The organism is Nocardioides carbamazepini, assembly GCF_024614185.1.
Classification (GTDB): Bacteria; Actinomycetota; Actinomycetes; order Propionibacteriales; family Nocardioidaceae; genus Nocardioides; species Nocardioides carbamazepini.
Window position 1 is genome coordinate 1 of record NZ_JAHTLF010000016.1, and the last position, 19,092, is coordinate 19,092.

At 72.1% G+C, this 19,092-nt stretch carries 19 protein-coding genes; 14 read left to right on the plus strand and 5 right to left on the minus strand.

Annotated features, from left to right (window positions below; all coding sequences use genetic code 11):
• Positions 1 to 227: 227 nt before the first annotated feature.
• From KVF89_RS12760 to KVF89_RS12775, 4 genes are read right to left on the minus strand one after another with little or no spacing between them, the layout of a single operon-like run.
• Positions 228 to 1,103: a TIGR03620 family F420-dependent LLM class oxidoreductase gene (locus KVF89_RS12760; RefSeq protein ID WP_257425956.1), complete on the minus strand. Its 876-nt coding sequence runs from the start codon at positions 1,101 to 1,103 to the stop codon at positions 228 to 230.
• Entirely contained in the window at positions 1,100 to 1,606 is a 507-nt protein-coding gene (locus tag KVF89_RS12765) for a nuclear transport factor 2 family protein (protein ID WP_257425957.1), read from the minus strand. The genes KVF89_RS12760 and KVF89_RS12765 overlap by 4 nt, the downstream gene beginning before the upstream one ends.
• A gap of 16 nt (positions 1,607 to 1,622) precedes the next feature.
• A complete protein-coding gene (locus KVF89_RS12770; protein ID WP_257425958.1) occupies positions 1,623 to 2,108 on the minus strand; it encodes a MaoC family dehydratase in 486 nt (161 codons plus the stop codon).
• Between the two features lie 19 nt (positions 2,109 to 2,127).
• Entirely contained in the window at positions 2,128 to 3,426 is a 1,299-nt protein-coding gene (locus tag KVF89_RS12775) for an acetyl-CoA hydrolase/transferase family protein (protein WP_257425959.1), read from the minus strand.
• Between the two features lie 153 nt (positions 3,427 to 3,579).
• Between KVF89_RS12775 and KVF89_RS12780 the strand changes: the two genes are divergently transcribed.
• From KVF89_RS12780 to KVF89_RS12835, 12 genes are all read left to right on the plus strand, one after another.
• Entirely contained in the window at positions 3,580 to 4,467 is an 888-nt protein-coding gene (locus KVF89_RS12780; protein ID WP_257425960.1) for a branched-chain amino acid ABC transporter permease, read from the plus strand.
• A gap of 16 nt (positions 4,468 to 4,483) precedes the next feature.
• Positions 4,484 to 5,410, plus strand: coding sequence for a branched-chain amino acid ABC transporter permease (locus tag KVF89_RS12785; protein WP_257425961.1), 927 nt, complete (start codon positions 4,484 to 4,486; stop codon positions 5,408 to 5,410).
• On the plus strand, positions 5,407 to 6,228 hold the full coding sequence (locus KVF89_RS12790) for an ABC transporter ATP-binding protein (protein WP_257425962.1): 822 nt from the start codon (positions 5,407 to 5,409) through the stop codon (positions 6,226 to 6,228). Before KVF89_RS12785 ends, KVF89_RS12790 begins: the two co-directional genes overlap by 4 nt.
• On the plus strand, positions 6,173 to 6,877 hold the full coding sequence (locus KVF89_RS12795) for an ABC transporter ATP-binding protein (RefSeq protein WP_257425963.1): 705 nt from the start codon (positions 6,173 to 6,175) through the stop codon (positions 6,875 to 6,877). The genes KVF89_RS12790 and KVF89_RS12795 overlap by 56 nt, the downstream gene beginning before the upstream one ends.
• A 32-nt stretch (positions 6,878 to 6,909) precedes the next feature.
• The gene (locus tag KVF89_RS12800) at positions 6,910 to 7,830 is read left to right on the plus strand and encodes an SDR family NAD(P)-dependent oxidoreductase (RefSeq protein WP_257425964.1); all 921 of its coding nucleotides are present in this window, start codon (positions 6,910 to 6,912) and stop codon (positions 7,828 to 7,830) included.
• A 4-nt stretch (positions 7,831 to 7,834) separates the two neighbouring features.
• Entirely contained in the window at positions 7,835 to 8,821 is a 987-nt protein-coding gene (locus KVF89_RS12805) for a nuclear transport factor 2 family protein (RefSeq protein WP_257425965.1), read from the plus strand.
• Positions 8,822 to 8,956: 135 nt separating this feature from the next.
• Positions 8,957 to 10,126: an acyl-CoA dehydrogenase family protein gene (locus tag KVF89_RS12810; RefSeq protein ID WP_257425966.1), complete on the plus strand. Its 1,170-nt coding sequence runs from the start codon at positions 8,957 to 8,959 to the stop codon at positions 10,124 to 10,126.
• On the plus strand, positions 10,126 to 10,938 hold the full coding sequence (locus tag KVF89_RS12815) for an SDR family NAD(P)-dependent oxidoreductase (protein WP_257425967.1): 813 nt from the start codon (positions 10,126 to 10,128) through the stop codon (positions 10,936 to 10,938). The genes KVF89_RS12810 and KVF89_RS12815 overlap by 1 nt, the downstream gene beginning before the upstream one ends.
• A 16-nt stretch (positions 10,939 to 10,954) precedes the next feature.
• Positions 10,955 to 12,136, plus strand: coding sequence for a thiolase family protein (locus KVF89_RS12820; RefSeq protein WP_257425968.1), 1,182 nt, complete (start codon positions 10,955 to 10,957; stop codon positions 12,134 to 12,136).
• A 3-nt stretch (positions 12,137 to 12,139) separates the two neighbouring features.
• On the plus strand, positions 12,140 to 13,108 hold the full coding sequence (locus tag KVF89_RS12825; RefSeq protein WP_257425969.1) for an amidohydrolase family protein: 969 nt from the start codon (positions 12,140 to 12,142) through the stop codon (positions 13,106 to 13,108).
• A 67-nt stretch (positions 13,109 to 13,175) separates the two neighbouring features.
• The gene (locus KVF89_RS12830; protein ID WP_257425970.1) at positions 13,176 to 14,780 is read left to right on the plus strand and encodes a class I adenylate-forming enzyme family protein; all 1,605 of its coding nucleotides are present in this window, start codon (positions 13,176 to 13,178) and stop codon (positions 14,778 to 14,780) included.
• Positions 14,777 to 15,661, plus strand: coding sequence for an LLM class F420-dependent oxidoreductase (locus KVF89_RS12835; RefSeq protein WP_257425971.1), 885 nt, complete (start codon positions 14,777 to 14,779; stop codon positions 15,659 to 15,661). The genes KVF89_RS12830 and KVF89_RS12835 overlap by 4 nt, the downstream gene beginning before the upstream one ends.
• Before the next feature lie 171 nt (positions 15,662 to 15,832).
• Here the strand turns inward: KVF89_RS12835 and KVF89_RS12840 are convergent, their stop codons facing one another.
• Positions 15,833 to 16,591 (minus strand): SDR family oxidoreductase, encoded by a 759-nt coding sequence (locus tag KVF89_RS12840; RefSeq protein ID WP_257425972.1) that lies wholly within the window; start codon positions 16,589 to 16,591, stop codon positions 15,833 to 15,835.
• Between the two features lie 83 nt (positions 16,592 to 16,674).
• Between KVF89_RS12840 and KVF89_RS12845 the strand changes: the two genes are divergently transcribed.
• Both KVF89_RS12845 and KVF89_RS12850 read left to right on the plus strand, forming a co-directional pair.
• Positions 16,675 to 17,277 (plus strand): PaaI family thioesterase, encoded by a 603-nt coding sequence (locus tag KVF89_RS12845; RefSeq protein ID WP_257425973.1) that lies wholly within the window; start codon positions 16,675 to 16,677, stop codon positions 17,275 to 17,277.
• Between the two features lie 93 nt (positions 17,278 to 17,370).
• Positions 17,371 to 19,056, plus strand: a complete 1,686-nt coding sequence (locus KVF89_RS12850) for a flavin-containing monooxygenase (protein ID WP_257425974.1) — start codon at positions 17,371 to 17,373, stop codon at positions 19,054 to 19,056.
• The last annotated feature ends 36 nt before the right edge of the window (positions 19,057 to 19,092 follow it).

The window sequence follows — 19,092 nt, forward strand, 5'->3', positions numbered from 1 at the left end:
CCCCGCGCCCCCCCTCACCCCCGCCCCGTCACAAACTCAAGCGGAAAACCCCCCGCCCCGGCCAAACCGAACCCCCGCACCCCGCCCCCCCGGCGCATATTGAACTCACGCGGCTTTCAAGCGGCGCCGGGTCGAGGGCATTTCAGAGTCAGTTTGAGCCGGGTCGGCGTAGATCCAGATTCAATCTGCGCCGGGTCGGCGTAGATCCAGATTCAGATTGAGCCGGGTCAGGGGGTGAGGGCGGACAGGAGGCGCTGCCAGTCGGCGACGGGGAGCGCCTGGTCCTTCCAGCCGGCCTCCCGGTCGAGGACCTGGAGGCAGACGTGGTCGGCGCCGGCGGCGACGTGCTCGTGCAGCCGTACGGCGACCCGCTCGGGCTCCCCCCACGCGACCAGGCTGTCGACGAGGCGGTCCGAGCCGCCGTGGCTCGCGTCCTCCTCGGTGAAGCCGAGCCGCTCCCAGCTGGAGCGATAGTTGGGCTGAGCGAGGTACATCGCGAGGTGGCGTCGCGCCGCGGCCCGGGCGAGGTCGGCGTCCGCCTCGAGCACCACCATCTGCGTGGGGGCGAGGAACGCGGCCGGGCCGAGGGCGTCGCGGGCGACGGCCGTGTGCTCGGGCGTCGTCAGGTAGGGGTGCGCCCCGGCGGCGCGGGTGGCGGCGAGCTCGAGCATCCGCGGGCCGAGGGCCGCGAGGACCCGGCGGGCGGCGCCGGGGCCGCCGGCCGCGTCGAGCTCGTCGAGGTAGTCGCGCATCCGGCTCAGCGGCCGCTGGTAGCGACCGGGGTCGGCGTGGTCGACCAGCTGGGCGTGACTGACCCCGAGCCCGAGCAGGAACCGGTCGGGGTCCGGCAGCGCGCGGGCCGCGCCGGCGACCTCCTCGGCGGACATGGTCCAGATGCTCAGGATCCCGGTGGCGACGACCGCGCGGGACGTGGCGGCGAGCAGCTCCGCCACCCGTGGGAAGGGATCGGCGAGACCGCCGGTCATCCACAGCGCCGAGCACCCCGCCTCCTCCAGCGCGGCGGCCGCGTCCTGGGCGGCAGGGGCGTCGCGCAGCCGGAGCGCGCTCGACCAGGCGCCCCACCGCCCCCCGGGGAGGCTCACCGCTCGTCCTCCGCGGGCGGGGTCAGCACGGAGCCGTGCGCGAGGTCGGCGACCCAGGAGGCGAACCGCCATCCCTCGTCGGTGCGCACGAACCGGCCGACGTACGACCCGACGACGACGTGGCTGCCCCCGTCGCGGCGGTAGTAGGCGATGCCCTTGAAGGTGCCGTTCGCCCGGTCCCCGTCGACCTCGATCTCGCTGTTGGTGAAGGTGTGCAGGATCCACGGCATGGACGAGCGCAGCCGGACGAACTGCTCGCGGATCTCCGCCCGGCCGCGACAGGGCGGGCGGGCCGCGTTGATGCTGTAGACGCCGTCGGGCAGCCACAGGTCGGCGAGCGCGTCGACATCGGGGTGACTCGGTCCGGCCCAGCCGCCGTCGCACAGCGAGTGGTAGCGGCTGGCGAGCGCCTCGATCGCGCGCACGCTCTCCAGCTCCGTGAGCCGTCGCTCCAGCCGGCCCAGCCGGTCGGTGGGGTCCTCGGTCGTGGTGGGGGTCGTCATGCCGGTCCTCCGTCTGTCAGGCGAGCGCGGTCTCGCCCTCGGGAAGGAACTTCACGAGGGCGGTGCGGACCGCGCTGCAGACCAGCACGCCGTCCTGGTTGAGGCCGCGGTGCTCGAGCGTGACGATGCCCTGGCCGGGCCGGGACGCGGAGGGCCGGCGGTCCTTGATCTCGGTCTCGCAGTAGAGCGTGTCGCCGATGAAGACCGGTGCCGGGAAGGCGATCTGCTGGAAGCCGAGGTTGGCGATGGTCGTCTTCTGCGTCAGGTCCGGTACGCCGATGCTGCACACGATGCCGAGGGTGAGGAGGCTGTTGACCAGCCGCTGCCCGAACTCCGACTCGGCCGACTTCACGGCGTCGAGGTGCAGGCTCTGGGTGTTGATGGTGATGCTGCAGAAGAAGACGTTGTCGGCCTCGGTGATGGTGCGTCCCGGCTCGTGCTTGAACACGTCGCCCGGGATCATCTCCTCGTAGTAGCGGCCGCGGCGGGTGTGGACGGTCATGGTGGCTCCTGGCTCCCTGTTAGGGCTCGGTGGGGGTGAGCAGGCCGTCCCGGTGGTCGGGGTGCGCGACGGCCACGAGGGCCTCGACGCGCTCGGCCTCGGTGCGGCCGCGGAGCCAGGCGACGCCGTACTCCGTGACCACAGCGTCGGGGGTGTGCCGCGCGAGCGAGACGACGTCCGCGCCGAGGCGCGGCACGATCCGGCTGTGCCGCCCGTCCGGGGTCGTCGACGGGAGCGCGATGACGGACAGCCCACCGTCGGAGCCGAAGCCGGCCTCGACGAAGTCGGCGCTGCCGCCGATCCCGGAGACCTGGCGGCTGCGGACCAGCTCGGAGCCGACCTGGCCGGCGAGGTCGACCTCGATCGCCGAGTTCACGGCGACCAGGCGCGGGATCCGCGCGAGCGTGCGGGGAGCGTGGGCGACGCGACTGTCGCGCAGCACGATCGCGGGGTTGCCGTCGGCGAACTCCATCAGCGTGCGGGTGCCCATCAGCTCGGCGGCGGAGATGGCGGGGACCTCGCCGGTGTCGGTCCAGCGCAGCAGCCCGCGCTCGAAGAGGTCGACCATGGCGTCGTTGCCCATGCCGACGATGCGCACCGGGCCGACGCCGCTCTCGGCGAGGAAGGCGGTGATCGCCTCGGGTACGGCGCCGATGCCCAGCTGGAGCGTCGGCTCGGGCGGCAGCAGCTCGAGCACGTGCGCCGCCACCCGGTCGCTGATCTCGTCGCGAACGGCGGCGGGGAACTCGCAGGCAGGCGTGTCGGCGTCCACCAGCACGCTGATCTGGGAGACGTGCAGCATCGAGTCGCCCGTGGTGCGCGGCGTGTGCGGGTCGACCTCGGCGATGACCAGCGCGGCGCGGGCGACCGCGTGGCACACATAGCTGGCCGACGGCCCGAGACTGCACCAGCCGTTGCGGTCGGGGGGAGAGACCCGCACCAGCGCGACCGAGGTCTCCCACTGGTCCAGCAGTCCCGGTACGGCGGAGCCGCGTGCCGGCACGTAGTCCACCCGGCCCGGGGCGAGTGCCGCCCGCGCGGGGCCGTAGGGGTGCCAGGTGCGGTAGCGGAGCAGCCCCGCGGCGGCAGCGTCGAGGAACGGGTAGCCGCCGAGCTGCAGGCCGGAGTAGAGGGTCGGCCGGCCGAGCAGGTCGGCCGCGCCGGCGAGGTGGGTGAGCAGGGTCTCGGGCGTCCCGCACCCGGGGGAGGCCACGATCGCGGCTCCGGGCGGAATCCGGCGCACGGCCTCGCTCGGCGTGCTGCGGGTGGGCAGCGGCAACGCGGCCACCTCCTCGGGTCGTCCGACGGTCCAGGGCATCCGCGAACGTAGTCCCGGAAAGGGATTTAAGCAAGTGCTTGATTCACGTCTTGACAGGGCCGTTGTGACGTGGCTTACTTGCACTTCAAGCGAGCGCTTGATTCAGCGACGGGACCGGACTCGGCGTCGCTCGCCAGAAGGAGGGACCGTTCCGTGCAACTGCTGATGCAACAGCTGCTCAACGGCATCGCACTCGGGTCGATCTACGCGCTCTTCGCGGTCGGGTTCTCGCTGATCCTGGCCAAGATGGGCATCCTCAACGTCGCCCACGGCACGTTCGCGACCTGGGGTGCCCTCTCGTCGTACTGGCTGGTGTTCGAGCACGGGCTCAGCTTCTGGCTCGCCCTCGTCCTCGGCGTCGTCTTCGCCGGCGCACTCGGCGTGGCCGCCGACCTGATCGCGTTCGAGCCGCTGCGCAAGCGCAATGCCGGCACCTTCGCCCCGATCATCGCCAGCATCGGCATCTGGATCGTGCTGCTCACCCTCGCCGAGGCCTTCAGTGGCCCGACGGCGACGAGCTACCCGACCGAGTCGGTGCCCACCGAGCCGATCCGGGTCGCCGGGCTGCTGCTCCTCCCGGCGCAGGTGATCAGCGTGATCGCGCTCGTGGTGATCGTGACGGCCGTCCACCTCCTGCTCACGCGCAGCCGCTTCGGCGCGGCGGTCCGGGCGGTCTCGGTGGACCCGCGCTCCGCGACCATCGTCGGCGTCAACGCCCGCAGCACCCTGATCGCGGTGGCCTTCCTCGCGGCCGCGATCGCCGGTCTGGCCGGCATCCTGGCCGCGCTGTCCGACAACAACGTGTCGTTCGGCATCGGGGAGGCCCTGCTGCTCAAGGGCTTCGCCGCCGTCGTGGTCGGCGGGTACGGCGACATTCGGGGCGCCGCCCTGCTCGGCGTCGCCATCGGAGTGCTCGAGGTGATGAGCGCGCAGTACATCTCGTCCGGCTTCCGGGACGCGATCACCTTCGGCGTGCTGCTGGTGGTCCTCGTGCTCCGGCCGCAGGGCATCTTCGGCGAACGACAGCTCGTCCGAGCCTGAGCAAGGAGAGAGACTCGTGAGCACAACAGCCTGGATGATCACCCTGCAGTTCGCCGGGGTCAACGCGCTCTTCGCGCTGGCGATCTACGCGTCCCTGTGGACGGGGGTGCTGAGCCTCGCACCGGTCTTCTTCGGCGCGGTCAGCGCGTTCACCTTCGGGTACGTCGCCGGCACGCTCGGCCTGTCGCCGTTCCTCGGCCTGCTCCTCGGTGCCGTCCTCGGCGCCGGCCTCGGCGCCCTGACCGCCGGCCTGCTGATCCGGCTCGACAGCCACTACCTCGCGATGGCCACCATCGCCATGGTGCTGATCGGGCGGGTCCTGATCCTCAACCTGCCGGCGGAGTACACCGGCGGCGCGACCGGCACGCTCGTGCCGGGCGATCTCGGCACCTGGGCCTGGCTGATCGGGACGCTGGTCGTCGCCGCCTACGTGATGGCGCGGCTCGCCGGGTCACGCTTCGGCCTCGCCGCCGACGCGGTCCGGGAGGACCCCGCGGTGGCGGAGACGCTCGCGATCTCGCCGCGGCGCATCCAGTTCATCGGCATGATCATCTCCGGCGCCCTCGGCGGCGTCGCCGGCATCCTGCAGTCCAGCTTCCTGCAGTACATCGGGCCGGACACCTTCTACACCCACCTGGGCTTCGTCACCCTGGCCGCGGTCGTCCTGGGCGGCGCGTTCCACTGGCTCGGCCCGATCGTCGGCGCGATCGTCTTCACGATCCTGCCGGAGCTCCTGCGCGAGCCGATGGGTGAGTACGACCGCGTCGTCACCGGCGTGCTGCTCGTGCTGATCATCATCTACATGCCGCGCGGCCTCGTCGACGTACGCCGGCTCCGCCTGGTGCGCTCGCGCTGGTGGCGGCCGAAGGGCGGCGGTCCCGAGCCGGGCGGACCGGACCCGCGTGACCCGCAGCCCGTCGTCCGCGCGGAGGTGGTCTCGTGACCGAGCTGGCTGTCGACATCGTCGGCCTCACCAAGGCGTTCGGTGGCCTCAAGGCCGTCGACGACGTGACGATCCAGGTGCCCCCGCGCCGGATCCACGGCATCCTCGGCCCGAACGGCGCCGGCAAGACCACCGTGCTCAATATGGTGAGCGGCTTCATCCAGGCCGACACCGGCCGGATCGACGTGTTCGGCGACGACGTCACCCGGTTGAAGCCGTTCCAGATCGCCCGCCGGGGCGTCGCGCGGACCTACCAGAACATCCGCCTGTTCCCGGGCCTGACGGTCCTGGAGACCGTCGTGGCGGGTGCCTACATGCAGCGCAGCTCGACGATCGCCGGCGCCATCTTGATGAGCCCGACCGAGCGCCGGGAGCGCCGGGAGATGCGCGAGCGCGCGGCCGACCTCCTCGACAAGGTCGGCTGCCGGGCGCCGCACTCGGCACTCGCCGAGACCCTGTCGTACGGCGACCAGCGCCGCGTCGAGATCGCCCGGGCGCTGGCGACCAGCCCCAAGGTCCTGCTCCTGGACGAGCCGACCGCGGGCATGAACGACGTCGAGTCCGAGGAGGTCGGCCGCCTGCTGGTCGAGCTCCGGGAGCTCGGCCTGACGCTGATCCTCATCGAACACAACATGCGGCTCGTCGAGGAGTTCTGCGAGACCGTCTCGGTCATGAACTCCGGTGCACTCCTCGCCGAGGGCGCGCCGACGTGGTGCCTGGAGCAGGACGAGGTCAAGGAGGCCTACTTTGGAAAGCGATCCGATGCTGCGCGTATCGCGACTCTCCGCCGCGCACGGCGCGGTCCCGGCGGTTCGTGAGGTCGACATCGAGGTCGCCCAGGGAACCCTGGTCGCCCTCATCGGCTCGAACGGCGCCGGCAAGACGACGACCCTGAACACGATCGCCGGCCTGCACAAGCCGTCCGGCGGGACGGTCACGGTCGGCGGCCGGGACATCACCGGCTGGGCCTGCCACAAGGTGGTCCGCTCCGGTGTGGCGCTGGTGGCCGAGGGCCGCCGGGTGGCGCCCCCGCTGACCGTGCTCGAGAACCTGGAGCTGTCGTCGTACAGCGGGCGCAGCACCAAGGCCCAGCAGAAGGAGCAGCTGGAGGAGGTCTTCGACCTCTTCCCGCGGCTCGCCGACCGGCGCGAGCAGCTGGCGGCGTCGATGAGCGGCGGCGAGCAGCAGATGCTCGCCTTCGGGCGCGCGCTGATGACCCGCCCCGAGGTGCTGCTGCTCGACGAGCCGTCGATGGGCCTGGCCCCGTCGATCGTCGACATCCTGTTCCAGACCATCGAGACCCTGCACAACAGCGGCGCGACGATCCTGCTCGTCGAGCAGAACGCCGAGCTCGCCCTGGCCGTCAGCGAACGCGTCTACGTGATGCAGCGCGGCCAGATCGTCACCACCGGAACCGCGGAGGCCGTGCGCGGCCGCGCGGAGGTCATGTCCGCCCTCTTCGGCTGAGCCGTCGGAAACCAGAAGGAGTCCCACCCACCATGAGCGAGATCAGGCTGGACGGTCGTGTCGCCATCGTCACCGGCGCCGGACGGGGCCTCGGCCGCGAGCACGCCCTGCTGCTCGGCGCGCGCGGCGCCGCGGTGATCGTGAACGACCGCGGCGGAGCGCTCGACGGCGGCGGGGGCGAGGCATCGCCCGCCGAGCAGGTGGTCGAGGAGATCCGGGCCGCCGGCGGGATCGCCGTGCCGGACACCAACGACGTCAGCACCCTCGAGGGCGCCTCCCGGATCGTCGCCACGGCGACCGAGACCTACGGCCGGCTCGACATCCTGGTCAACAACGCCGGCATCCTGCGCGACCGCTCGATGGCGAAGCTGACGCCCGAGGAGGTCGCGCCGGTCCTCGAGGTCCACCTCGGCGGCACCATCTGGATGAGCAAGGCCGCCTGGCCGGTCATGGCCGAGCAGGGCTATGGGCGCATCATCAACACCACGTCGGCCGCCGGCATCTTCGGCAACTTCGGCCAGACGAACTACGCCGCCGCGAAGGCCGGGATCTGGGGGGTCACGAAGACCCTCGCGATCGAGGGCGCCCGCAGCGGCATCCAGGTCAACGCGATCGAGCCCGGGGCGCGGACCCGGATGACGGAGAACCTGCTCGGCGACCTGGCCGACCGGCTCGACCCCAGCCTGGTGGCGCCGCTGGTGCTGTGGCTGGCCGCCGCCGAGTGCGAGACGACCGGCGAGGTCTACAACGTCGGTGGTGGTCGGGTGGCCCGGGTCGTGATCGCCCAGACGCCGGGCTTCTTCTCCCGCGAGGTCACGCCCGAGGCGCTGCGCGACAGCTGGGACACCGTGAACGACCCCGAGCTCGCCGAGGTGATGACCTCCTTCCAGCAGGAGCTCGGCGTCCTCGTGGAGCTGCTGTCCGACGAGGACCGCGCCGGCGCCGGGGCCTGATCCCATGCCCGAGCCCCTGGCGGCCGACCGCGGGTCCCTCGCCCCGGCGCTGCGCCTGATGGCGGCGCTGGACGCGAACGACGCGGAGGGCGTACGACGCTGCTTCGCGCCGGACGGGACGTGGTGGGTCGACACCGGGCTCGACCGCGCCGCGGGCGTCCTCGACGTCGACCCGGGCGACGATCGCCCGTGGCCGCTGCACGGACTGATGCCGGCGCAGGCGAAGTGCGACCTGCTCCGCTCGGTGCCGGAACGCTTCCCGGGCGGCGTACGTCAGCACGTGCGCCGCTCCTTCGCCGGCGGCGAGGTCGCCGTGCTGGAGGTCGAGGGCGACGGCCTGTTCCTGGGTGAGCGGCCCTACCGGAACCGGTACGCATTCGTGCTGACCGTGCGCGACGGCGCGGTGACCTCCCTGCGGGAGTACCTCGACACCGCGCACAGTGCCGCGGTCTTCGACGGTCGCGGCCTGGATCGGCGGTCGCTGGCTCCCGAGCCGGCGGTCGACGTGATCGCCGACGTGCTCGCCGAAGGGTCGGCCGGCCCGGGGGAGCGCCTCGCCGCCGACTTCCTGGACGCCCTGGAGGCCGCCGACGGCGACCGGCTGCTCGCCCTCTGCACGCCGACGGCGACGTGGTGGGCCGACGGCGGCCGGACGCGCACCGCGGGGCCCGAGGCTCCCGCGGACCCGGACGCCGCGCTGGTGGTCGTGGGCCGGGTGCCGGTGACCGTCCGGGCGCCCCGGATCGGCGGCCTGCGCACCACCTTCCCCGACGGCCTGCGTCTGCGGGCGCATCGCGTGGTCACCGACGACGACTTCGACCGCACCGGCCTGGTCGCGGTCGAGGTGCAGGGCCACGGCGTGCACCGGCGTGGCGGCACCTACCAGAACCGCTATGTCTTCGTGCTGCGCGCGGAGGACGGCCGGCTGGCCGAGATCCGCGAGTACTGCGACACCCGGCACGCCTTCGACGTGTACGGGATCGACCGATGACATCTGTGAAGCAAACGCTTGATTCTAATCAAGCGCATGCTCTACTGTGCGACGAGAGTCGCTCACCGAACACCCCACGAAGGACGACGATGAAGCTCACGTTCCGCCCCGCCGAGCAGTGGTCGGTGATCGCCGATGCGTGAGTTGCGCGACCCTGAGCACGAGCTGATCGCCAAGGCGATCCGAGAGCGCATCGCCGGGTTCGACGACGACTACTGGTCGGCGTGCGACCGCGAGCACCGGTTCCCCTGGGAGTTCTTCGACGCACTGGCGAAGGACGGCTGGGTGGGCCTCGCCATCCCCGAGGAGTACGGCGGCGGCGGCCGCGGCGTCACGGAGGCGGCGATCCTGCTCCGCGAGGTCGCGGCCTCCGGGGCGGCCATGAACGGGTGCACCGCCCTGCACATGAACGTCTTCGGGCTCCAGCCGGTGATCAAGTACGGCAACGACCGCCTCAAGGAGACCTTCCTCCCCGCCGCGGCCGCCGGTGACCTGCACGTCGCCTTCGCCGTGACCGAGCCGGACGCCGGCACCGACACCTCCCGGATCAAGACCCGTGCGGTCCGCGTCGGCGACGGCTGGCGGATCAGCGGGCAGAAGATCTGGACGAGCAAGGCGCTCGAGTCCTCGATGGCGCTGATGCTCGCGCGCACCGCGCCCGCCCCCGACAATGAGGCCGGCCGCTTCGACGGACTCAGCCTCTTCCTGATCGACCTCGACCCCGACCACGTCGACATCCGGCCCATCGCCAAGGCCGGCCGCAACGCGGTCGCCACCTGCGAGACCTTCTACGACGACCTCCCGGTCGAGGGCTGGCGGCTCGTCGGCGAGGAGGGCAAGGGCTTCAAGCACATCCTGGCCGGCCTCAACCCCGAGCGGATCCTGATCGCCGCGGAGGCCACTGGCATCGGCCACGCCGCGCTGCGCCGGGCGACGGAGTACGCCAAGGTGCGCCGCGTCTTCGACCGCCCGATCGGCAGCAACCAGGCGCTCAGCCACCCGCTGGCCGACTCCTATGCGCGGCTCGAGGCCGCCTGGGAGCTGACCATGGTCGCCGCCGGCCGGTACGACGCCGGGCTCTCCTGTGGCGCCGAGGCCAACATCGCCAAGTACCTCGCCGCGGATGCCGGCTACGACGCCGCCGACCGCGCGGTGCAGACCCACGGGGGGCTCGGCTACGCCGAGGAGTACCACGTGGAGCGCTACTGGCGTGAGGCCCGGATCATGCGGCTGGCGCCGATCAGCCAGGAGATGTCCCTCAACTTCATCGCCCAGCAGGTGCTGGGCCTCCCGCGGAGCTACTGATGGCCGCCGCGCGCCGCCTCGAAGGCCGGATCGCCTACGTCCTGGGCGGCGGGAGCGACGGCCCGGCCCGACCGGGCGAGGCCCTGCCGATGGGCAACGGGCGCGCCATCGCGCTGCGCCTGGCCGCCGAGGGGGCCACGGTCGTCGTCGGCGACAAGGTGCTCGCCCGCGCCGAGGCGACCGTCGCGCATCTGGACGGTCCGGGGCTCGCGGTCGAGGTCGACGCCGCCGACCCCGCCTCCTGCCGGGCCGCGGTCACGGCCGCGATCGAGCACGGGGCCGGCCGCCTCGACGTCGTCGTGTGCAACGTGGGGCTGTCCGGCCGGGAGCCGCTGAAGGTCCAGAGCCTCGAGGACTGGGACCTCGCCTCGGACGTCAACGTCCGCTCGCACTGGCTGACGGCGCAGGCCGCGCTCGGCCCGATGCTGGCCCAGCGCTCGGGGGCGTTCGCGTTCGTCGGGTCCACCGCCGGCGTCTACAGCAGCCGTCGCTCCCTGTCCTACGAGGCCACCAAGGCCGCGCAGCTCGCCGTCATGCGCCACGTCGCCGTCCGGTACGCCGACCGCGGCATCCGCTCCAACGCGGTCGTGCTCGGCAACATCGACTCGGCGCTGGTGCGTCGCGAGTTCGGTGACGCGCCCGGCGCGGCCCGCGCGGCCGTCGTACCGATGGGGCGCGAGGGCCGCCCCGAGGAGGCCGCGGGCGCGGTCGCCTTCCTGGTGAGCGACGACGCCGGCTATGTGACCGGCCAGAGCCTTCTCGTGGACGGCGGCGTGAGCGCCGCCTGGCCCGTCCCCCCAGTCGTGTCGTGAGCAGGAGGAGCAGCAGATGAGCAAGGTCGTCGTCAGCGGTGTCGGGATGAGCCCGTTCGGGAAGTTCCTGGACAAGTCGATGAAGGACCTCGGCAAGGTCGCGGTCGACGCGGCCCTCGCCGACGCCGGGATCGAGGTCAAGGACGTCCAGGCGATGTTCTTCTCCAACGCCCTCGCCGGGCTGATCACGGGCCAGGAGTGCATCCGCGGAGAGGTCGTCGGCTACCCGCTGGGCCTGGCCGGCATCCCGATCCACAACATCGAGAACGCCTGCGCGTCCGGCGGCAACGCCCTCCACCTCGCCTGGATGGCGGTCGCCTCGGGGATGTACGACACGGTGCTCGCCCTCGGTGTCGAGAAGGCCAACCACGAGGACCGACAGCGCACCTTCAGCGCGTACGCCGCGGGCATGGACGTCGAGCAGGGCTTCGCGACCGGCGACGGCGCCGGCCAGGAGCGCAGCCCGTTCGTGGACCGGCAGGCGCGGCTCGCCGCCACGCTCTTCGAGGAGCGGGGCGTGACGATGGAGGGCCTGGCCCGGGTGACCTCGCGCTCGCTGGAGAGTGCCCGGCTCAACCCCTTCGCGCACCGCCGCTTCGGCGGCTCGCCCGAGGACGTCCTCAACGCCCGCGTCGTGGTCGAGCCGCTCACCGTGCTGATGAGCTCGCCGGTCAGCGACGGTGCGGCCGCGGTGGTCGTCACCAGCCGCCCCGAGGCGTTGGCCTCGAGCCGGTCGGTCGACATCCTCGCGTCCCGGATGGCCACCCGGCCGCCCGCCGACCAGCCGGACGCGCCCAACGCGGTCGAGGCGTCCGCCCACGCGGCCTACGAGCAGGCGGGGCTCGGCCCGGGCGACATGGACTTCGCCGAGGTGCACGACGCCTCGGTCGCCTACGAGCTGATGGCCTGGACCGACATCGGGCTCTGCGCGCCCGGCGACGAGCAGCGCTGGGCGATGGAGGGCGTCACCGAGGCGGGTGGCGCGATGCCGGTCAACCGCTCCGGCGGCCTGGTGGGACGCGGTCACGCGCTCGGCGCCAGCGGGCTCGCCCAGGTGCACGACGTCGTCCGCCAGCTGCGCGGCGAGGCGGGCGAGCTCCAGCTGGCGGACCCGCGCCGTGCCGTGGTCCAGATCGGCGGCGGGGTCGTCGACTGGCTGACCGCGGCCTCGAGCGTGCACGTCCTGGCGAAGGGCTGAGCCGTGACCGAGCTCGTCATCGATGCCCACATGCACGTCTGGGACGCCACCTGGCTCCCGGAGGGGCTGCGGCGCGCCTGGGCCCGGCAGGGGGCCGGACGCCGGCTCCCGGAGCGGCACCCCGAGGAGATCCTCGCCCACGTGGCCGTCGGCCAGAGCGACCCGGACGCGCGGCTGACGATCGCCGCGTTCGACCGGGCCGGCGTCGCGGCGGGCCTGGTCCCGGTCGTCGACTGGACGATCGTCGGCGCCCCGGCCGGCGAGCACCTCCCCATCGGCGCGCTCAACGCGCGCTACGAGGAGGTCTGCTCCCGCAACGAGGGCCGGCTCTACTTCGCCGCCGGCCTCGACCCCCGGCATCCCGACGCCCGCGTCCTCTTCGAGGAGGCGGCCGCCCATCCGCACTGCCGCGGCTTCAAGCTCTACCCCGCCGCCGGCTGGGACCTGCGCGATCCCGCCCACGCCTGGCTGTTCGAGGCCCTGGTCGAGCGGGAGCTCCCCGCCGTCATCCACTGCAGCCCGCTCGGGGGGGACCCCCTCCAGGTGGTGCGCTGCCGGCCGGCCGAGGTCGGCGCCCTCCTGGCGTCGTACCCGACGCTGCGGGTGTCCTTCGCCCACGCCGGCATCGAGGCCTGGTGGAGCGAGGCGCTCGACTGCGCGACCGGGTGGCAGCACGCCTACCTCGAGCTCTCGCTGTGGCAGCGCCTGGCCGCCGTCGACTACCTGGAGTTCCGGCGCCGGGTGCGCACGATGCGCGCCCAGATCGGCGCCCACCGCCTGATCTTCGGGTCCGACATCATCCGTGGCCCGAAGGAGGACCCGGACGGCGCCGAGCTGGAGCGCTGGGTCAGCATGGTGAGAGACCTCGCCTCGCCGTACGACGGCGAGCCCGCGGTCCTCACCGACGACGAGCTCGGGCTCTTCCTCGCCGGCAACGCCATCCGGCTGTTCGACCTCAAGGAGCTGACATGAACCACCCCACTCGATTCTCCGCTCCCCCGCTTCGCTTGGCGACGGTCCATCGACCGGGGACCCCGGAATGAGCGACACCCTCGGAGCCCTGTTCGCCAATGCCGGGCGGCGCTTCCACGACAACGTGGCGGTCACGGTCGGCGCGCAGAGCCGCACCTTCGGCGAGGTGATCGACCGCGGCTGGCGGCTCGCCCATGCCCTGCGTGACCGCGGTGTGGCACCCGGGTCGTTCGTGGCCGCGATGCTCGGCGCCAACCGCGTCGAGTCGCTGGAGGTCTACGTCGGCCTCGCCCTCGGCGGCTACACGGCCGTCCACGTCAACGACCGGCTGACCGCGCCCGAGGTCGACTACGTGGTGTCCGACTCGGGCGCCGTGGCGCTCGTCCACACCGACGGCGCCGCCGGCGTCGCCGCGCAGATGGCGACGACCTCCGGCCTGACGGCCTGGTTCGCGATCGGGGGCGACGCGCCGGCCGGCGCCGAGTCCTTCGACGCCGCCCTCGCGGGCGCCTCGAACGAGCCCGCGCCGTCCCCGGTGACGCCGGACGACATCGCGCTCGTCGGCTACACCAGCGGCACCACCGGCTTCCCGAAGGGCGTGCTGGTCAGCCACCGCGCGGTGGTCAGCTGCGTCAAGCTGGTGCCCTACGCCTACCGCTTCCCGCTCCAGGGGCACGCCGCGTTCCCGGGCGGCTGGTCCTTCGTGTCCGGGCTGTGGGGCGTGATCTTCCCGCACTTCTACACCGGCGCGACGGTCGCCTTCATCGCCGGTGCCACCCCCGACGAGTGGGGACGCCACATGGTGGAGAACAAGGCGACCTTCACACTCGGCCTGACCCCGCTCATCCCGGGCCTGATGGAGGCGCTGCGCCTCCACCCGGGCGCCCTCGACACCTTGCAGTCGGTCCTCCACTCCGGCGGCCCGCTGCCGCCCGAGCTCGCCTCCGACCTGGTCGCCCTGATCGACGACCGCCTCGTGGAGACCTACGGCATGACCGAGGTGGTGGGCCCGATCACGATCACCAATCGCGCCGACTGGCGTGGCCTCGGCGGTGCGGACAGCATCTTCGAGACCGTCGGCCGGCCGCTGCCGACGTCCTCGATGCGGGTCGTCGACGCCGACGGCAACCCGCTCCCGGCCGGCGAGGTCGGTGAGCTGGTGATCGAGGCGGACACGATGTTCTCCGGCTACCACAACCAGCCGGAGAAGACGGCGGCCGCGCTGCGCGACGGCGCCTACTTCACCGGCGACCTCGGCTATCGCGACGAGGCCGGCTACTACTACCTCACCGGCCGGGCGCAGGAGCTGATCATCAGCGGGGGCGCCAACGTGTACCCGGCCGAGGTGGAGCGCGTGCTGATGCTGATGGACGACGTCACCGAGGCGGCGGTCTTCGGGTTGCCGGACGAGCGCTGGGGCGAGGCGGTCTCGGCGGCCGTCGTCCTGCGCGCCGGATCGACCGTGACCGTCGACGAGGTCCGCGACTTCGCCCGGTCGCAGCTGGCCGGGTACAAGAAGCCGGTCCATCTCTTCCTCCTCGACGCCCTGCCCCGCAACGCGGGCATGAAGGTCATGAAGCACGTCCTCAAGGAGCAGCTGGCCGGCTCACCCGACCCGGCCGGCACGACCGACCTGAACGAGACGACCGACACGACAGGAGGCCAGCCGTGAAGCTGGGCATCAGTGAGCTGTTCCCCGGGTCCGGGCCGCGCGACGGGCGCTGGTCGATGGACGCCGCGCAGCTGATCGAGGAGATCGGCTACAACTCGGTGTGGCTGCCGGAGCACGTCGTCTTCTTCCCGAGCTACAGCTCGCAGTACCCCTACGAGTCCGGCGGCGCCCAGGAGGTGCACCGGATGCTGGGCGTCCATGACCCCCTCGTGCTCGCCGGCTCGATCGCCGCCGCGACGACGACGCTGCGGATCGGCACCTACGTCTTCGTAGTGCCGCAGCGCAACCCGATCATCACCGCCCGCCAGGTCGCGAGCATCGACCAGCTGAGCGGAGGCCGGTTCCAGTTCGGCGTCGGCGTGGGCTGGTCGGAGGAGGAGTACGCCGCGCTGGACGTGCCCTTCGAGCGCCGCGGCGAGCGGATGAACGAGTACCTCGCCGCCATGCGCGCGCTCTGGGACGAGACCGAGGAGACCTCGTTCTCCGGGGAGTTCGTCGAGTTCGAGCCGCTCTACTGCTTCCCCAAGCCCGCCCAGAAGCGGCTGCCGGTCATCGTCGGCGGCAACAGCCGCGCGACCCTCGAGCGGATCGTGAAGTACGGCGACGGCTGGGCCGGCTACAGCCGGACCCACGAGGACATCAAGGTCTTCACCGAGAAGCTCGCGGTCCTGATGGAGGCCGCCGGACGCGACATGTCCGAGCTCTCCCTCAAGGTGGGCCGGCGCAGCAAGGGCACCACGGAGAAGGACTGGGAGGACGACCGCGCCTATATCGACGAGGCCTTCCGGATCGGCATCGACGAGGTCGTGGTGTCCCCGCGGATCGCGGACGCGAACTATGAGAAGGACATGCGGCGCTACGCCGAGATCGTCGGGCTGTGAGCGGACGGTGCCGTCGGGCGGCTGTCGGGTCGCTGATGTCAGGCGGCCGCGCGTAGCCGACCGACCCCGCCGCCAGGTCTGCGGGTGGAACGTGTTGCTTTTGGGCAGAGACCGCAGGGATTCCGGCCCGGATGCTGCGGTTTGGGACCAAACCGCAGCATCAGCGGCGGGTCAGATCGACCAGTGCATGCCACCGTCGACGCTGAACATGTCGCCCGTGACATAGGACGCCGGCCCGGAGGCCAGGAACGCGACCAGCGCCGCTGCCTCCTCGGGGGTGCCGAAGCGCCCGGCGGGGATCCGGCTGCGGATCAGGGCGGCGCGCGACTCCTCGGTCGGGTAGCTGCGCCGGACCTGCTCGCTCTCGATCCGGCCGGGGGCGATGCAGTTGACGGTGACGCCGTCCGCCGCGACGGACCGGGCCAGGGCCTTGGACCAGAGGATGCAGGCCGCGACCGCTGCCTGTGCCGCCGACACCACGCTCGGCTCCAGCAGCCCGACGAAGTTGACCACCCGCCCGCTCGTGCTGGAGCGCAGCATCGGCAACACGGCCTCGGTGAGGCGGCGCTTGGAGTGGAAGTTGAGCTCGAACTGCCGGTGCCAGAGCTCCTCGGTGAGGACGTCGCCCGGCTGCTCGGCCGCGCCCGCGACATTGGCGAGGACGTCGAGCCAGCCGCGCTCCCGGGTGACCGTGTCGGCGATCCGAGCGGCGGCCCGCGGGTCGGTGAGGTCGGCCTCGATGACGAGCGGGGACACCGTCCGCCCCGCGACGTCGGCCACCTCGGCGGCGAGCTCGTCGAGGAGCGCGCGCCGACGGGCGACCAGGACGACATCGGCTCCCTCCGCGGCCAGCGCGAGGGCCGTGGCGCGGCCGATCCCGGCACTCGCCCCGGTCACCAGGGCGACGCGTCCGTCCAGCTGCAGATCCATCAGTTCCTCCTGCGGTCCTCTAGAAAATCAAGCAAGTGCTTGATACATTACTGGACGTCGACCGACGACGGAAGAGGTATGCGATGAACGGATCCCTGGCTCCTGGCGGCTGCGGTGGGGCCGTCGTCGACGACGGGACCTACGAGAGGCTGATCGACGCGACCCGGGCCTTCCTCGACGCGCTCTCCGTCGCGGTGCCCGACGCGCCGACGGCCGACGACCTGGCCGCCGAGCTCCACGGCTGGACCGAGCGGCTGGACGAGCGCGCCGGGGCGGAGAGCGACCGGCTCTTCGGCCGGCGTACCGGCATCACGTCCCACGGGCAGGCGATGACGCCCGCCTATCGGGTGACGGAGGGGGACGACGCGGGCCTGTGCGGCGTCACCCGGTTCGGACGCTTCTTCCTCGGCGGCAACGAGGCCGCGCACGGTGGCGCCGTCCCGCTCCTGTTCGACGAGCTGTTCGGCCGGGTGATCAACGGGGAGGGCCGTGCGCCCGCCCGCACGGCGTACCTCCATGTCGACTTCCGGGCGGTCGTCCGGCTCGACCGCGACCTGACCTTCCAGGTCTGGCGCGACCGGGTCGAGGGGCGCAAGCAGTACGTCCGCGGGGAGATCCGCGACGGCGGCGCCCTCTGTGCCGAGGCCGAGGCCCTCTTCGTCGAGCTGCGACCCGGTCAGCCCTGAGCGCCGGAGTCCACCGGTGATCGCTCCGCTCGCCGGTGGGCGGCGATTCGTGTAATGTGCAGCAAGCGCTTGATTCTATAAGGAGATCCGACCATGACCATCCAGACCAACCGGCAGCCGACGCCTGGTCTCGACTACCTGATCATCGGCGCCGGCGTCTGCGGGCTCTACCAGCTGCACCAGCTGCTCGAGCTCGGGGTGTCGGTGCGGGTCGTCGATGCGAACGCCGGTCTCGGCGGGACCTGGTACAACAACCGCTACCCGGGCTGCCGGTTCGACTCGGAGTCCTACACCTACCAGTACTCCTTCTCCCAGGAGCTCCTCGACGAGTGGGACTGGAAGGAGCGCTTCGCTCCGCAGCCCGAGACCCTGTCCTACCTCGAGCACGTCGCGGACCGGTTCGACCTGCACCCCCACATCAGCCTCAACACCCGCGTCGAGCGCGCCGAATGGGTCGAGGACGACCTGCACTGGCTGGTGACGATGGCCGACGGCGAGCAGGTGCGCGCCCGGTTCGTGCTGTGCGCGATGGGGCTGCTGTCCGTGCCCACCTACCCGCGGGTGGCCGGGCTCGGCACCTTCGGCGGCGTGGAGACCCACACCTTCGACTGGCCCGAGGGGCTCGACGTCACCGGCAAGCGGGTGGCCGTGATCGGCACCGGGTCCAGCGGCGTGCAGGTCATCACCGACATCGCGGACAAGGTCGAGCAGCTGACGGTGCTGCAGCGGGACGCCAACTGGTGCGCGCCGCTCGGCAACGAGCCGATCACGCCGGAGGAGATGGCGCGGCTGCGGGCGTCGTACGACGAGATCTTCGCGTGGTGCCGGGAGACGCCGGCCGGCTTCGTGCACCGCCCCGACCGGGTCCTCTCGACCGAGGTCACCCGCGAGGAGCGGCTGCGGCACTGGAACGACCTCTACGACAACGGCCACGGGGCGGCGCTCTACATGGGCAACTACCGCGACACGATGATGGAGGCCGGGCCCAACCGTGAGCTCTCCGAGTTCGTCGCCGACCGCATCCGCCGGCGGGTCCACGACCCCGAGGTCGCCGAGCTGCTCATCCCGAAGGACCACGGCTTCGGCAACAAGCGGGTCGCGGGCGAGTCCGGCTTCTACGAGGTCTTCAACCAGGACAACGTCGAGCTGGTCGACCTGATGGCCAACCCCATCCGCGAGGTGACCGAGAGCGGCATCCGCCTCGACCTCGCCGACGGCGGCGTGCGCGACCTCGAGGTGGACGTCATCGTCTACGCGACCGGCTTCGACGCGGTCACCGGCCCGTTCGACAAGATCGACTTCCGTGGCGTCGACGGCGTACGGCTCAAGGAGCAGTGGCAGGACGGCCCGGAGACCTGTGTCGGGGTCCAGGTCACGAACTTCCCCAACCTCTTCATGCTGGTCGGCCCCCAGTCCGGCTCGGCGACGGCCAACTTCCCCCGCGGCATCGAGGACGTCGTCAACTGGATGACCGAGACCGTGCGTCACATCGAGGCGAACGACGTCGTGCGGGTCGAGGGCCGGCGCGAGGCGGAGATCGCCTGGGTCGAGCACGTGCGGGAGATCAACAGCCTGCTCCTGCTCGCCCACTCGAAGTCCTGGTTCAACGGGCACAACATGAACCTCGACCGCGACGACAAGCCGCGCGTCATGGTCTACCTCGGAGGCGCTCCTCGCTACCGGAGGCGGCTCCAGAAGGAGATCGACGAGGGCTACCCGAGCTTCGAGCTGCGCACCGCGCAGGAGCTGGAGGGACGCCGGCCGGGCGTCGCCGTCTGATCCGGTCGGTCCACGGCCCGGCGCAGGAACCGGGCC

Bases quoted from the DNA above. Each gene is read 5' to 3' on its own strand.
- KVF89_RS12810 (WP_257425966.1), top strand. From the start codon at position 8,957: ATGCGTGAGTTGCGCGACCCTGAGCACGAGCTGATCGCCAAGGCGATC.
- KVF89_RS12795 (WP_257425963.1), top strand. From the start codon at position 6,173: ATGCTGCGCGTATCGCGACTCTCCGCCGCGCACGGCGCGGTCCCGGCG.
- KVF89_RS12820 (WP_257425968.1), top strand. From the start codon at position 10,955: ATGAGCAAGGTCGTCGTCAGCGGTGTCGGGATGAGCCCGTTCGGGAAG.
- KVF89_RS12850 (WP_257425974.1), top strand. From the start codon at position 17,371: ATGACCATCCAGACCAACCGGCAGCCGACGCCTGGTCTCGACTACCTG.
- KVF89_RS12830 (WP_257425970.1), top strand. From the start codon at position 13,176: ATGAGCGACACCCTCGGAGCCCTGTTCGCCAATGCCGGGCGGCGCTTC.
- KVF89_RS12815 (WP_257425967.1), top strand. From the start codon at position 10,126: ATGGCCGCCGCGCGCCGCCTCGAAGGCCGGATCGCCTACGTCCTGGGC.
- KVF89_RS12800 (WP_257425964.1), top strand. From the start codon at position 6,910: ATGAGCGAGATCAGGCTGGACGGTCGTGTCGCCATCGTCACCGGCGCC.
- KVF89_RS12805 (WP_257425965.1), top strand. From the start codon at position 7,835: ATGCCCGAGCCCCTGGCGGCCGACCGCGGGTCCCTCGCCCCGGCGCTG.
- KVF89_RS12775 (WP_257425959.1), bottom strand. From the start codon at position 3,426: ATGCCCTGGACCGTCGGACGACCCGAGGAGGTGGCCGCGTTGCCGCTG.
- KVF89_RS12845 (WP_257425973.1), top strand. From the start codon at position 16,675: ATGAACGGATCCCTGGCTCCTGGCGGCTGCGGTGGGGCCGTCGTCGAC.
- KVF89_RS12770 (WP_257425958.1), bottom strand. From the start codon at position 2,108: ATGACCGTCCACACCCGCCGCGGCCGCTACTACGAGGAGATGATCCCG.
- KVF89_RS12765 (WP_257425957.1), bottom strand. From the start codon at position 1,606: ATGACGACCCCCACCACGACCGAGGACCCCACCGACCGGCTGGGCCGG.
- KVF89_RS12840 (WP_257425972.1), bottom strand. From the start codon at position 16,591: ATGGATCTGCAGCTGGACGGACGCGTCGCCCTGGTGACCGGGGCGAGT.